At 73.0% G+C, this 13,819-nt stretch carries 13 protein-coding genes and 1 pseudogene; 6 read left to right on the top strand and 8 right to left on the bottom strand.

Annotated elements, in window-relative coordinates; genetic code table 11:
• Nucleotides 1-139 precede the first annotated feature (139 nt).
• The 3 genes from ACRYR7_RS02400 to ACRYR7_RS02410 form a co-directional block, all read right to left on the bottom strand.
• Entirely contained in the window at nt 140-1,036 is an 897-nt protein-coding gene (locus ACRYR7_RS02400) for an LGFP repeat-containing protein (RefSeq protein ID WP_432570459.1), read from the bottom strand.
• 292 nt (nt 1,037-1,328) lie between these two features.
• The gene (locus tag ACRYR7_RS02405) at nt 1,329-1,553 is read right to left on the bottom strand and encodes a hypothetical protein (RefSeq protein WP_432570460.1); all 225 of its coding nucleotides are present in this window, start codon (nt 1,551-1,553) and stop codon (nt 1,329-1,331) included.
• 57 nt (nt 1,554-1,610) lie between these two features.
• Nucleotides 1,611-1,982, bottom strand: coding sequence for a hypothetical protein (locus ACRYR7_RS02410; RefSeq protein WP_432570461.1), 372 nt, complete (start codon nt 1,980-1,982; stop codon nt 1,611-1,613).
• Nucleotides 1,983-2,549: 567 nt separating this feature from the next.
• Here ACRYR7_RS02410 and ACRYR7_RS02415 point away from each other — a divergent pair.
• The 5 genes from ACRYR7_RS02415 (at nt 2,550) to ACRYR7_RS02435 (ending at nt 5,634) form a co-directional block, all read left to right on the top strand.
• A complete protein-coding gene (locus ACRYR7_RS02415; RefSeq protein ID WP_432570462.1) occupies nt 2,550-3,080 on the top strand; it encodes a hypothetical protein in 531 nt (176 codons plus the stop codon).
• 318 nt (nt 3,081-3,398) lie between these two features.
• Nucleotides 3,399-3,764, top strand: coding sequence for a hypothetical protein (locus ACRYR7_RS02420; protein WP_432570463.1), 366 nt, complete (start codon nt 3,399-3,401; stop codon nt 3,762-3,764).
• Between the two features lie 94 nt (nt 3,765-3,858).
• Nucleotides 3,859-4,164, top strand: coding sequence for a hypothetical protein (locus ACRYR7_RS02425; protein WP_432570464.1), 306 nt, complete (start codon nt 3,859-3,861; stop codon nt 4,162-4,164).
• A 171-nt stretch (nt 4,165-4,335) separates the two neighbouring features.
• The gene (locus ACRYR7_RS02430; RefSeq protein ID WP_432570465.1) at nt 4,336-4,713 is read left to right on the top strand and encodes a hypothetical protein; all 378 of its coding nucleotides are present in this window, start codon (nt 4,336-4,338) and stop codon (nt 4,711-4,713) included.
• Between the two features lie 171 nt (nt 4,714-4,884).
• A complete protein-coding gene (locus tag ACRYR7_RS02435; protein ID WP_432570466.1) occupies nt 4,885-5,634 on the top strand; it encodes a class I SAM-dependent methyltransferase in 750 nt (249 codons plus the stop codon).
• A 142-nt stretch (nt 5,635-5,776) separates the two neighbouring features.
• Here ACRYR7_RS02435 and ACRYR7_RS02440 read toward each other — a convergent pair whose 3' ends face one another.
• The 5 genes and pseudogenes from ACRYR7_RS02440 to ACRYR7_RS02460 all read right to left on the bottom strand — a co-directional run.
• On the bottom strand, nt 5,777-6,283 hold the full coding sequence (locus ACRYR7_RS02440; protein ID WP_432570467.1) for a GNAT family N-acetyltransferase: 507 nt from the start codon (nt 6,281-6,283) through the stop codon (nt 5,777-5,779).
• Between the two features lie 126 nt (nt 6,284-6,409).
• On the bottom strand, nt 6,410-7,051 hold the full coding sequence (locus ACRYR7_RS02445; RefSeq protein ID WP_432570468.1) for a hypothetical protein: 642 nt from the start codon (nt 7,049-7,051) through the stop codon (nt 6,410-6,412).
• 178 nt (nt 7,052-7,229) lie between these two features.
• On the bottom strand, nt 7,230-7,925 hold the full coding sequence (locus ACRYR7_RS02450) for an alpha/beta hydrolase (RefSeq protein WP_432570469.1): 696 nt from the start codon (nt 7,923-7,925) through the stop codon (nt 7,230-7,232).
• Between the two features lie 164 nt (nt 7,926-8,089).
• The gene (locus tag ACRYR7_RS02455; RefSeq protein ID WP_432570470.1) at nt 8,090-8,446 is read right to left on the bottom strand and encodes a tyrosine-type recombinase/integrase; all 357 of its coding nucleotides are present in this window, start codon (nt 8,444-8,446) and stop codon (nt 8,090-8,092) included.
• 61 nt (nt 8,447-8,507) lie between these two features.
• Nucleotides 8,508-8,771, bottom strand: a pseudogene (locus tag ACRYR7_RS02460) (tyrosine-type recombinase/integrase); the annotation flags it as partial.
• A gap of 1,007 nt (nt 8,772-9,778) precedes the next feature.
• Between ACRYR7_RS02460 and ACRYR7_RS02465 the strand changes: the two are divergent.
• Nucleotides 9,779-13,783 carry an FtsK/SpoIIIE domain-containing protein gene (locus ACRYR7_RS02465; RefSeq protein ID WP_432570471.1) on the top strand — a complete coding sequence of 1,335 codons (4,005 nt, stop codon included), beginning with the start codon at nt 9,779-9,781 and terminating at the stop codon, nt 13,781-13,783.
• The last annotated feature ends 36 nt before the right edge of the window (nt 13,784-13,819 follow it).

The following is a 13,819-nucleotide window of genomic DNA, read 5'->3' on the forward strand; positions in this document are numbered from 1 at the left end:
GTGGCCGTGGCTGCAGCCACGGCCACCGGCCCGCGGTGGTTGCCTGTGCCGTACGTCGGGTCAGGCGGCTCACGATCGTGCCGCCGCCGGCACGTCCCCGCCCGGGACGGGTGGTCAGCGCAGCTCGTGCCTCACCGCGTCACGCTGCGTAGGAGATGACCGCTCCGCCGGCCGGGGTCCAGGTGATGGAGCCGCCCTGGAAGTCGCTGCGCCGCCCGCCGGGCACGTCGTACTCGTCGGAGGTGGGGTAACCCAGCCGCCCGCTCTCCCAGCCCTGCCGTGCCCAGGCGTCGCGGATCAGCCCGCGCACCAGGTGCGCGCCCGTGGACGGCGAGAAGTACACCGAGCCGCCGGTGAAGTGGTTGAAGGCCCCGCTGCGGATCGCGGTCTCGTCGGTGGTCGGGTAGCCCAGCGGGCCGGTCTCCCAGCCCTGGCGCGCCCAGGTGTCGCGGATGAGCCCGCGCACCGCGTGCGCACCCGTCGGGGGCGACCAGTAGATGGAGCCGCCCTGGAAGTGGTTGAAGGCCCCGCCGCGCAGGGCGTTCTCCCCGGTGAGCGGCAGCGCCAGCCAGGAGGTCTCCCAGCCCAGGGCGGCCCAGCGGTCCTTGATGGCCCCACGCACGTCCTGCGCCCCGGTCGAGGAGGACCAGTAGATCGAGCCGTTCTGGAAGTGGGTGTAGCGCGCGGCGCCGTTGGGGGTGAGCAGCTCGCAGGTGGTGGCGGCGCCGAGCACTCCGCGCGCGGCGCCCAGGGCGTTCCAGCGGGCGGCGATGGCGCCCTGCACACCGCACGGCGGGGGCGGGGGAGCGGGGCGGTGCGGCAGGGACTCGCAGGCGATGCCGTCCTTGGGGTTGCCGTCCAGGCCGTCGGGGTCACCGGGGTGGGCGTTCATGTGCGCCTGGGCGTCCTCCTGGTACTGGAAGTCGCCGCAGTCCACGTCGTAGCCGTGGTGGGCCTGCGCCGGCCCGGCCCCCAGCGCGCCGATGCTGAGCGCTGCCAGGGCCGCGGCAGCCCCGCGCCGTGCCCACCCGCCCACACCCGTGCTCGTGCCTGTGCCCGCACTCGTGCTCGTGCCTGTGCCCGTGCTTGTACGTGCGCCCGTACCCACCATGCCTGTTCCTCCGTGCTCGTTGCCCGAAGCCGCTGTGCTCCGCCGCGCCACGCTAGTGGCGCACCGGGTGGGCACAGGGCAGCTTCAGCCAACTCCCCGGCTCCGCGGACGCTGGTTCCCCCGGGGGCCGGCGCCTCGGACGCTGAGCAGCCGCCGGGCAGGCTGCGGCGCGCTGTGCGGGGCTGAGCAGGCCGGCAGGAGCGCGCGGTGTGGGCCTCTACTGCTGCGCGGAACCCTCGGCGTCAGGACCCTCGGGGCGGGCACGGTCGCACTCGGGGCAGCGCCCTACTGAGAGGTACCAGGCGCCGTCGTTCTGGTGGCGGTACCAGGTCCACCACTCGCTGCGCCGCTCGCAGCCGGGGCATACCTGGTGCGGGAAGCGCATGGTCTCCTCCAGCGTGAAGGCGCGCGCGCCCTCGGGGTGCTGGTGCCCGCGCCTCACGAGGCGTCCCCGCCGTGCTCGCCCACCACGCCGCTCACGCCCCTCATGTCGGCGTCCTCACGCCGGCGTCCGCAGCCTCCACCCCGAGCGGTGGTGCTGCCCGTCGTGCTCCAGCCAGCCGTGCTGACGCAGCCACGCGGTGCGCTGCTGCCACACCCGCGCCCCCACACCCGCCTCGCGGGCCAGCACCGCGGCGGTGAAGGACGCCGGGATGCGGTCCTCGAAGTCGGCCGCGGCGGCCAGCACCCACACCACCGCGCTCAGCGAGCGCCGGGCCGGGCGCAGCATCACCTGGGAGGGCACGGCCTTGACCGCGGCGTGCACGACCTGGGCCCAGCGCACCGCCGAGGGCACCATGTCGCGCGCCTCGGTGGGCAGCAGCCGCACGCCGGCAGGCGCGGCGGCGACATGCAAGTCCTCGGGGATCACCGTCAGCTCATCGGTAGGCTGTGAGCTCACCTTGAGGTGGGTCACCCGATCGCCTGCACCGAATCACGAGGCGCTGCCCACCGTCGTCCCCGTCCACCGCACCCCTGGCACGCAGGACCCGGTGACCGAGGAGAACCGCATCCGCGCTGCCCTGATCACGCTGACGTCCTTCTCGTTCGTGCTGCTGGGCCTCCAGGCCGCGCACGTCGGCTTCCGGTGACTGCGCACCGGCGACTCCAGGGACCCCGCACGCCGGAGCGCGTGCGTGGCCCCTGGCACGCCCGACGGGAGTGCGCGGCCGACGCGCTGCAGGGGTGTCGCAAGCCGGCCCCGGCCCGAGTCGGCAGCGGGGTGAGCAGCGGGGTGAGCAGCGGGACGACCCGCCGGGGCGCACCCCGGGGCGGTCCAGGATGCTGTCGCGGTGCCCGCCCGGATCGTCAGCCTCCTCTTCTGCGCTGCCGCCCGCGCGTCCTCACGGTCAGCATCAGCCCTGCCACTGCCACTGCCACTGCCACTGCCACTGCCCTCGCGCTCGCCCGTGCCGCCGCTGCCGCGGAGGTGGCGGGGGTGAGCGTGCACGTCTTCGTGGACGAGACCAAGGCCGACGGGCTGCTGGTGGCCGCCGCCCTGGTCCAGCCGCGGCAGCTGGCCCCGACCCGCACCCTGCTGCGGGGGTTGCTGCTGGCGCGGCAGGAGCGGCTGCACTTCACCAAGGAGGGCAAGGCCCGCCAGGGGCAGATCGCGGCGGCGTTGTGCCGCAGCGGGGTGCTCGTCGACCTGTACGACGCCCGCACGATCGCCGATCAGCGCACCGCGCGACGCATGGTTCTGGAGCAGCTGGTCGCCGACTGCGCCGGCGCCGGGGCGCACCGGCTGGTGCTGGAACAGGACGACTCCCTGCTGGCCAGCGACCGGCGCACCCTGCGCGCGGCGGTGCACCAGGCGGGGGTGGCCGATGAGCTGGTGTACGAGCACCTACCACCGCGCAGCGAGCCGCTGCTGTGGATCGCGGACGCGGTGGCGTGGTGCTGGAGCCACGGCAGTACCTGGCAGCAGCGGGTCCGCCCGATCATCGGTGAGGTCCGGCAGGTGCGGTGAGCGCGTCGGCGAGGCTGTGACGCCGCCGTGAGCACGCGGTCACGGCGCGGCTGCTGCGGCTGGGACGCGCTCGGGCCTGAGCGGCCGCGCCGGCCCGATCCGGGCTGGACAGCGCGAAGCCCGGCTCACCCACCGTCCGGAAGGCTGCCGGGCCCACTTCGCACCCCTACGGGGATGCGCACCTGCCCAGTATCGGCCTCGGTGGCGGCGGGCACAAGCTGCCCGCCTCATCCGGGTCGGAGCTGCCACCCAGCCTCACGAGGACGCGCAGCAGGCGGCGCGGGCGGGCGTGTCGTCACGGCGAGGCACAGTGCTGTGGTGATGGATCCGCTGCCGGCGCTGCAGGACCTGGCCCGGCTCTTCGAGAGCGAGCCGCTCTACCCGTTCGGCATCCAGGACGCGCCCTGGCCCTACGTCTGCGTCCGCTTCACCCTGACGCGGGGAGCCAGCCGGGTGCAGCTGCAGGTGGAGCCGGCCTCGGACCTGGTCCGGCTGGTGCTGCACGCGGCCGGTGAGGAGCTGGTGCACCTGCAGCTGCACGCGGTGCGCTCGCTGAGGGCGGAACGAGCCGCCGGGCGCGAGCTGCTGGGCATCGCCTTCGACGAGCGCTTGCCCGTGGACGGCTTGTGGCTGCGCACCAGGCCGAGCTTGTCGCTGACCTGGCGCGCTGGAGCGGGTCAGTAGAGGCACCTCGCCCGATGCCGTCAGCGGGTGCGCTGCAGCGCGGCCTGACCGGTGGGTGCGCCCGGGCGAGCGCGGGTCCTGCAAGCATGGAGAGGTGGACGTCGATGGCGTGGACCCTCGAGACATCAGCTGGGAGATCGAGCAGCCGGTCTACCGCGTCTACTTCTGGGGCGTACCGGGGCCGGATGCGGCCTCAGCCTGCGACGAGCGGCGGGTCGCGGGCGCCGGCGACGTCGAGGAGGTCATGCGGTGGGCTCGACGCCACGCGCAGGGACGCGTCTTCGTCGTCTACGCCGAAACCAGCGACGGCGGCCAGCGGGGTCTGCTGCGCCTGTACGGCCAGGACCCGTCGCTCAGCGACGCAGGAGCACCGGGTGTTCCTGCGAGGGCTGCTGGCTGACCTTGGCCACTCCTGCGGCATGTGCGCGGGAGCGCTGGTGGGGCTGGGTAGCGCTGCTGCCCGGGGCGAGTGCACGAGTGCTCGCCCGCAGGCCGGTGATTGCTGTCATGATCGCTCGGTGAGGTACGTGCAGGGACGGCGCTCACGGTCGTCACGGTCGGACTGGCTCGGGTGAGCACACCGACCGCTGCCGAGCTGCAGCCAGGTGCCCGGCGCCGCCGGGTGCGCTTGGCTGCCGCGCTCGCGCTGGGGCTGGTGCTCCTGGCTGGTGAGGCCCTGTTCTCGTGGTGGACGCTGGGGCCCCTCCTGGGGGCGGTGCTCACTCTGCTCGGGGGCGACTTCTCCAGCTGTACCTGGGGCTGGACCAGCGTTGTGATCACGCTTGTGTGCTTCGGGGGGTGGCTGTTCGGCGCGACCACGCGCACGCTGGTCATGCTGCTCTTCCTCGACGGCTTCGCGCTGCGGCGGGTGCTGCTGCTCAGCTACGGCGTGGACTTCGCAGTGCTGGTGGTGCTGCTGGTGGCCGCTCGGGCGTGGGGCTCTTTCTAATCGATGGCTCACGCAGGTTGCACGGCAGGTGCTGCTGGTGGTCGCCACCAAGCGGGGCTGGCGACGGGGGGTGCATGCGGCCCGCGCCCGCCACGCACCACGACCCGAGATCGCGCAACGCGGGATGACCGCGAGGTTCAGGGCCGGGCGCCGGGCGCCTATGGTGTGGAGATGCTTGGTCCCAGGCACTTCGAGGCCCATGCCGGGACCTACGAACGTGCCAGACCGCCGTACCCGGCGCAGCTGTGGGCGCGCCTGGCTGAGCTGGGTCTGCTGACATCGAGCGCCCGGGTGCTCGAGCTGGGCGCGGGGACCGGGCAGGCCACCGGGCCGATGATCGAGGCCGGTGCCCGGGTGCTGGCCGTGGAGCCTGGCGCCGAGCTGGCCGGGCGCCTGCGCCGGCGCTTCCCGCAGGTCGAGGTGCGGGTCGGCACCGCCGAGAGCGTGCCGTTGCCGACGGCGGCTTTCGAGGTGGCGGTGGCGGCCACCTCGGTGCACTGGTTCGACTTGGACGTGGTGCTGCCGAAAGTGCACCGCGCTCTGGCCCCAGACGGCTGGTTCGCTGTGTGGCGCAACGTCTTCGGTGACCCGTCCGTGCCACTGACGCCTTTCCGGGAGCGGGTCGTGCAGATCAAGCCCCCGCGCAGTGAGCCGCCACGGCCCGGCCCTGGGGAGCTGGACACCACGGCGTGGGTCGAGCAGCTGACCCGCAGCGGGCATTTCAGCCTCAGCCACGTCGAGCACTTCCCATGGGCGATCGAGCTGAGCACTGAGCAGGTGCGGGACTTGTTCACCACCTTCAGCAACTGGGACACGGCCGAGGTGGCGGAGGCGGCAGGGGCGGTCGAGGAGCTCGGTGGACGGGTGCTCGAGCACTACGTGACCCCGCTGATCGTGTTGCAGCGCGCTGACCGGCCCTGACGTACCTCGTGTCACTGGCCCACACCCCCACGGTGGGGGCACCTCGAACCTGCTCTTCGGCAAGACCATGAAGTCTCCAACCATGATCGCGCACGGATTGCGGGATGACCGTGACGTCGAGGGCGGAGCAGGACTGCGGTCGCTACGACGTACCGGCGGGGCGGACCCATCGGACCTCGCGCACGCCGTCCTCGGTCTTGCTGCGTCCGTCGGGGGCGAAGCGGTGCTTGCGGTAGAAGGCCTGGGCGCGAGGGTTGGGGTCTGCGACCCACAGGGCAGCCGACTCTTCGGGCTCGAGGACGGCGTTGAGCAGTGCTGCTCCTGCTCCGCAGCCGTGGTGGGCCGCATCGGCGTAGATGAGGTGCAGCTGGAACTCCTCGGTGGCGTCGGGCTCCTGCGCGGGACCGGACATCGCGATGCCGACGATGGTGCCGTCCACTTCGGCGACGACGGTGCGGTTGCTGCTCCACCGCTCATCGGTGAGGGCGCCGGTCCAGAAGCGTTCACGGGCTGGCAGGAGGTCCGGGTCGTCCAGGAGGGAGTCAGGCATCAGGCCGCGGTAGGTCTGCTGCCAGGAGGTGACGTGGACCTGCGCCATCTGTGGCGCGTCGCTGGGTCGTGCACGGCGAACGATGACCCCCGACCTCATGCGCTCACCCTAGGAGCCGGCGGCTCGAGCCACTGCTTGCGCGGTCTGCCGTCCATCGACACGTCCGTGAAGTCGTCAGCTGCCAGTGGTAGCGCGCACAACGCGGGATGACCACGAGGTGCGCGCTCAGGTGCCCTTCGCGGTCGACTGGGTCGAGGCGCCGTCGTCAGGGGAGCGGGTGGCGACCTGGGCCAGCCAGGCGTCGGTGTCCGTGCACGCCCGTCGCGCCTGCTCGTTGTCCGCTTCCGGTTGCCTGGGCCCGTCGACGGCTGCGCTCCAGGCCCGCCCGTGCTGCAGCGCGGTGTAGCGGATGCCCAGCCAGAACCCCGGCTCTTGCACCTGCAGGCCGTCCTCGTCGTCCTCGGCTTCGCGGGCGCGGTCGATGAGGACCTGGGTGACGTAGGCGCGCCCGTGGCCGTCGGTGCCTTCGAGCACCACGATGCGCGAGCCGGCCTGCGAGGGGGTGGCCGGCAGCGCCACGGTGCACACCTCCCTCGGCGCCCGGTCGGGGCCGGGTGCCTCCAGGGGCGTGAACTCGATGGAGCTGGACATGCCGGGGCAGCCGTCGTTCTCGGCGCACAGCTGCTGCATCGCCTCCTCGGTGCGCTGGGCGGCCAGGGCGACGACCTGGGCGACGGCGGTGCGGGCCTCGGCCTGGCTGACGGCGGCGAGAGGCAGCTCCTCCTGCCTGGAGCAGCCGGTGAGGGTCCCGGCCAGGGTCAGCGCGCACAGCGTGGTGGGCAGCAGCGCGCGGCGCGGTGTGGTCACGCCGTCGACGCTATCCAGCCGGCGCCTGGTTCGGGAGGCGATGTGTGCACACGGGCCCGACGGATCGTTAGCACCGGTGCAGGGACGGACATCGACAAGATCACCACGTCGCCGGTAGCTGACAATCACGCACAACGCGGAATGAGAGGACGTTCGCGCAGTCGCAGGCCGGAGTCGGTCATCCCCGGCCTGCACGGTCGACGTAGCCGGCGAGGAGGTCGGCCAGCTCCTCGGGTCGGCTCAGGCCGGCGCAGTGCCCTGCCTCGATCTCGTCCGGTTCGGTGATGCCGAGGCGCTCGGACGCGACCCGACGTTGCACCGCGGGGGGGATGAAGCGGTCACGGGTCGTGACGATGTACCTCGCCGCGATCCTCGGCAGCGCGGGCGAGGGCCACGCCACCTCACCGAGCCCTCCACCGGTCGGCCGCTCCCTCGCCAGGGCCTGGCTGGCCAGTGCCGCCGGCACGTCGTGGTAGAAGGCGATCAGAGGGTCCGGGTTGCCCGTCAGGCCGCCGTCTGCCGCCGCCTGCTCAGCCACCGCTCGCTCCCAGCCGACGTCGGCGAACCACTCGCTGCCGCTCTCACCCGGGCGCGGCACCATCGCGGCCAGGAAGACCTGCAGCGAGGCGTCCAGCCGCTGCGCCACCAGCGGCACGATGAACCCTCCGGAGGAGTGCCCGACCACCACGAGGTCCTCGGCACCTGCGGCCGCGGCGGCGAACACGTCCACGCAGTCGTCCCACGTCGCCCCGTCGCGGTCGGTGGGCAGGTCCGGTGCCAGGGCCTCGTAGCCGCGCTCACGCAGCGCGCGTTGCACCAGGTGCCACGCCCAGCCGCCATCACCGGAACCGTGGATCAACGCGAACGTCGTCATGCACTGCAGACCCGTGGACCGGTGGGAACTGATCGCTCACCCGTCGGAGAGGACGGGCCCCCGATCACCCACATACCAAGCATGAGTGTGAAGTCCGTGACCGTGAAGTCGGGCGGTCCGGCTCGTCTACCCACCCCACGGCCAGGGAAGCCGCCGGCCCGATGTCAGCGTGCGACGCCGGGCAGTTGGGCGATGGTGCGGTACAGCGGGTTGCCCGCGGCGGCGGTGCGCAGCTCGGTGGCGGCGGCGTCGATGTAGCGCTGGCTGGTGGTCAGCGACTGGTGCCCCAGCAGGCGCATGACCTCCACGGCGGAGCCGCCGGAGGCGACCACGCGGGTGGCGAAGGTGTGCCGCAGGGCGTGTACCAGGGCGCCCTGGGGGACGCGGTCGTGGATGCCGGCGCGGCGGTAGACGCAGCGCACGAGGTACTGCAGCTGGTTGCGGGTCAGGGCAGTGCCGTAGGTGGAGACGAACAGGGAGGCGTCGCCGGGCAGGCGGGCGGGGGGTGGCGAAGCGGTCACGGCGGGAGTCGAGGTAGGCGTGCAGCAGCTCGGCCATGACCGGCTCGATGGGCACGCTTCGTTCGGCGTTGCCCTTGCCGCGCACGTGCAGGCGCGGCTCGTCCTCGGCGCCGGCGAGGTCGCGCACCCGCAGCTCCAGCAGCTCCGCGGAGCGCAGGCCCGCCACGAGCAGGACGGTGAGGATGGCCAGGTCGCGCTCGGGCCAGGGGTTGCGCCCGGCGGTGACGCCGGCGGCGATGGCCTGCAGCAGCTGCTCGGGGGTGTCCTCACCGCGCAGGGCCTTGGGCTGGGTGCGCTCCGGGCGCGGGCGGGCGACACCGGACATGGGGTTGCCCTCGATGACGCCCTCGGTGACCAGGAAGGTGCACAGCCCGTTCCAGGTGGACCAGGCGCCGCCGATGGAGGCGCGGGCGTGGTCGTGGGCGAACTCGGCGAAGGCCTGGCGCAGCGCCTTCAGCGTCAGCTGCTCGATGCGCAGCTGCTCGGGCTCGGTCTCGAGCACGTCGGCCAGGCGGCGCGCGAGGCCGGCGACGTCGCGGCGCAGCGCGGCGGTGGTGTTGGGGGAGTCCTTGTGGGGAGCGCTCGCGATCAAATACGCGTCCAGCGCCGCGGTGAGGGAGCTGCTCGGTCCCAAGGTGTCCTTGTCTTGATTGTAATGCTCTCGCAACGGGTTTGCATCATATTGCCTACTATGCGGAACCGCTGAGGCCGTTCTTCGGAGCGCCGTTCGGTGGGGGAGTGGTCGGGGGAGGCGGCGGGGTCCCGGGGGCACCGGGGACCCCGGGGATCCCGGCCCCGAGGGGCCGGGGCGCCGCCTGGCGCACTCCAGCCGGCGCCAGCTCGCGCCCTGAGGCGACCGGGCGCAGTGGTGACGTGCAGCCCTGCACGGACCGGACGCGCCCCGACGGTGCCGACCGGGCGCGCGGGCCGGCCGGGCGCTGCCACAGCCGCTTTCGTCGCACAGCGTGTTGAGTGCTCAACCAGCTGGACATAGCGGCGCCTGACGCCGTACCGCCTCTGATGGAGTGCGCGACGCGAGGTCAGTGCACCGCGGAGAGCGCCACCGCAGGGGCCCGCATGGGCGACAGCTGCACCTGCCGTCCCCCGGACACCCCTCAGTGCCTGCTCCCTGGCCGGGCCGCGCCACATCCACGGTGCACCAGCGCTCGAAGTGCCCGTGCTCGCACCCGCACGACCCACGCCCGGCAGCGCGGGTCATCAGCCGCGCCGTGCGCTGCATGGGCTCCTCGGAAGTCACCTGTCCGAAACCGGTCCTGAGGGCACCTACTCCCTGTAGAGGCACCCCCATCGACGACGACCGAGGAGACACCCGTGGCCCACTCCCTGAGCGCCGCGCTAGTCACCGCACCACCCCGCCCGACCTCGCCGGCGCTCGCGGGCGAGGCAGGCGCGAGCACCGCCCGCACCGCGCCGGCGATGGTCACCCGCGTGGCCGGCCTCGAGCCGCTGCCGCCGAGCTGGCCGGTGTGGGCGTTGAGCCTGGCCGCCGGGGGAGTGGGCTGCTACGCCGGAGCGCCCTTGGTGCACCTGGACGCACTCGGCGTGCCCGGCGGTGTGGCCCTGGAGGCCGCCGCGCTGCTCAGCGCCATCGCCGGTGTCCGCGCGCAGCGCCGCGCATGGTTGACAGACCAGCTGACCGAAGCCCTCACCCCGCTGCTGGGTCTGCGCGAGCCCTCCCGCGAGCACGTCAAGGCCTCGCGCTGGCGCGGGCACTGGATCGGTGCCCCTGAGCGCGTGCGGCTGAGCTACCACCGCGGCAGCGTCAACACCGACCACCCGCGCTGGAGCCAGGACGTGCTGGCCACCGTCCAGCGGCTGCTGGGCGAGGAGTACGCCATCCGCCGGCACGACGCGCGCCGCGGCGTGCTGAAGCTGCGCCGCGTCTTGGAGAGCGCGGAGAGCACCGCCGCGAAGACCCCGGCCGTCGAGCGCGCCACCCGCATCGCCCGCGAGATGCTCGGAGCCACCGCCACCCTCGTGCCCACCTTCGACGACGAGCTCGACGAGGACGGCCAGCTGCAGCTGCGCGCGGTCACGGTCAAGCACCAGGCCGGCACGCGCATCGAACGACCCGCGCAGCGCGCGCGCATCGAGCGCACCTTCTCCGCGATGCTGCCCGGACGCTGGCGGGCGCTGTGGCAGCTGGAGGAGGACACCGTCCGCTTCGAGATCCGCCCCACGCTGCCCACCCGCATCGAGCACCCGGCCCCGCCGCAGCGCGACGGCCTGGACGTCCTGCGCGACTACGACAAGGTCGCCATCGAGCTGGCCGTCGACGAGGACGGTCACCTGAGCACCTGGCAGCCGGCCATCGACCCGCACCTGATGGTCGTCGGCGCCACCGGTACCGGCAAGACCGTGCTGCTGCACGGCGTCCTGACCGAGATCACCGCCTGGGGGTGGCCGGTCTTCGTCAACGACGCCAAGGGCGTGGAGTTCCTGGGCTTTCGCGAGTGGCCCAACGTGCGTGCGGTGGCCACCACGGTCGGTGAGCAGGTGGCCGTCATCCACACGGTGTGGCAGATCATGGAGGACAGGTACGCCGCGATCGTCGAGGGACGCGCGCACGAGTCCGACTTCGAGCCGGTCGTCCTCTTCCTGGACGAGTTCCGCGACTTCTACGGCAACCTCACCGACTGGTACGCGCGCGTGCGCGTCACCGGCAAGGGTGGTGACCCGAGCAGGGCGCCGGTGCTGGAGAAGGTGAAGTCCATCGCCCGCAAGGGCCGCACCGCCCGCACCCACCTGGTGCTGGGCACCCAGCGCCCGGACGCAGACTTCCTCTCCGGTGAGGCGCTGGCGATCGACACGCCCATCCCCACCCCGCAGGGGTGGACGACCATGGGGCAGATCCAGGTCGGTGACCACGTCCTGGGCGAGGACGGGCGCGCGGTGCGGGTCAGCGCCACCACCGACGTCGCGCACGGGCGCCCCTGCTACCGGGTCAGCTTCTCCGACGGCTCCAGCATCGTCGCCGACGAGGAGCACCTGTGGGCGGCGCGAACCGCCGCGCAGCGCGCGGGAGACGCGGTGGCCGCCACCTCGCTCACGCGTGCCCAGCGGTGGCCGGCTCACGCTGAGCTGGCCGCGCAGCTGGCAACCCTGGTCGAGGACGAGCGAGTGGTCAGCGTCAGCGAGTTCGAGCGGGAGCTGGGTCGTGGTCGCCTCACGCTGCTGCGCCTGGGCATCAACGACGGCCGGTGGCAACTGGCCAGCGTGGGCTACCGCGAAGGTGGGGCGGGCCGCTTCGGGAGCCGCACGTACCGCCGCCGCGACCTCATCGCGGTACTGCGGCAGGAGCTGGCCTCACCCGCGCCGAGCTGGCGGGAGGCCGCGGCGCGCATCGTCACCACCGGCCAGATGGCGCGCACCGTGCGCGGCCACAAGAACGGCGCCACCTGGTCGATCGGGGTCGCTGCGCCGTTGGTGCTGCCCGAGGTCGACCTGCCCATCGACCCGTGGTTGCTCGGCTACTGGCTGGGTGATGGGCACAAGGCCGCCGCCACGATCGCCACCGCTGACGAGGAGGTCTTGGAGCGGATCCGCGCGCTGGGGTACCGGGTGAGGCACTACGCGCGCTTCAACTACGGCATCAGCACCGGTGAGCGCGGCGGTGGTCCAGTCCGGCACACCCTCGTCGGCGCCCTGCGCGAGCTGGACCTGCTGCACAACAAACACGTCCCGCCCGTGTACCTGCGAGCATCGGCGCGGCAGCGCGCCGAGCTGCTCGCCGGACTGCTCGACGCCGACGGCACGTGCGCCGTCCGGGGCTCCGGTGAGGTGCTCTCCGGTCAGGTCACCTTCACCAACTGCGACCGCCGCTTGATCGAAGCCGTGGCGGAGCTGGCCGCCTCCCTCGGCTTCATCCCCACTGTGCGCCAAGCCCGCGGCGCGGGCATCGAGGAGTACGTCACCTCCGTCGCCCACGGGTGCACGTTGCGCCCGGTATGGGTGGTCTCCTTCACCCCCGACCAGCAGGTCTTCGGCATCGGCCGCAAGCAGAAGGTGCTGGAGCCGGCGCTGGCCCACACCCGGCGCGCCACCACACGACAGCGCTACGTCATCGCCATCGAGCCGGTGCCCTCGGTGCCGGTGCGCTGCATCACCGTAGACTCACCGAGCCACCTGTACCTGGCCGGGCGCAGCTTCATCCCCACGCACAACTGCCGCGACAACTTCCGCGCCCGGGTGAGCCTGGGGCGCCTGTCCCCGCAGGGCTCGATGATGATGTGGGACTCGCCCTCCGCGGCCGTCTCCGTGCCCAAGGGCATCCGCGGCCGCGGCATCACCCTCGACCAGGGCGACCGCCCCCGCGAGATCCAGACCTTCTGGACCCCAGACCCGCGCAAGGTCCGAGCCGAGCACACCGGCGACCTCGCCATCCTGCGCAGCCTGCTGCCCACCCAGCGCCGCCACGAACGCCTGGTCATCATCCCCCCGCACGTGGAGGACACCAGCGACCTCGACGAGCCCCGCTACGGGCAGTGGGCCGGTGCCTTCCTGCAGACCAGCTCCACGGGCGGCCCGGCCAGCACCGACCACCTGCGCCACCTCGCCCGCATCGTGCCTCTGGCCCTGCACCCGGAGCGGGCGCCGCGCTCCACGCTCGCGCCGGCGCTGCTGCTCGGCGCCGGCCACGACGTCGAAGCGCACGAACCCGACGAGCCCGACGACGCGACCTGCTCGACGCGAACCGCCGACGACTTCGACGCTGAAGGCGCCGTCATCGTGGAGCAGGTGCCCGCCGGCTCACGCTTCGTCAGCCTTGAGCACCGCAACACCACCGAGCCGCGCAGCAGGAACACCACCAGCGACGACCCCGAGGCCAGCTACGCACGGGACGTCGCGCTCAGCTACGCCACCGGACACGACAGCGACTACGACAGCGAGCACGACGCCGAGCAGGACCAGGACGACGAGCTCGACCGCTTCGCCGGCTACGGCGACCCCGAGGACCTCACCGTCGACGAGCTCGAGGCGGGCATGCTCGTCCTGCTCGACCAGGACACCGACCACTGGGCGGTGCTCGAGGAGGACCCGGCGCCCGACCTCGACGACGACGACACCCGATGCCTGGACTGGCGCGACGACAACGACGGCGCCGGCTCGCTGACCGTCGACGCCAGTGCCATGGTCACCGCCCGACACCCCCTCGACGAAGCACCCGAGCAGGACGAGCGCGAGGACACCACCCCCGCCTCGCCCCGCCGCGCCGGCGGATCGAGCGGCGCGCGCTCGACCGGCACGCCCCGACGCCGCGGCAGCCGCGCCGCGCGACCAGCGCCTGAGCGCCCCCCACTGCACGTCGTGCGCTGAGCACAGGACCGAAGCACCGCCTCCCGCTGTCCCACA

The sequence above is a fragment of the Kineococcus gurbantunggutensis genome (assembly GCF_050871925.1).
GTDB lineage: Bacteria > Actinomycetota > Actinomycetes > Actinomycetales > Kineococcaceae > Kineococcus.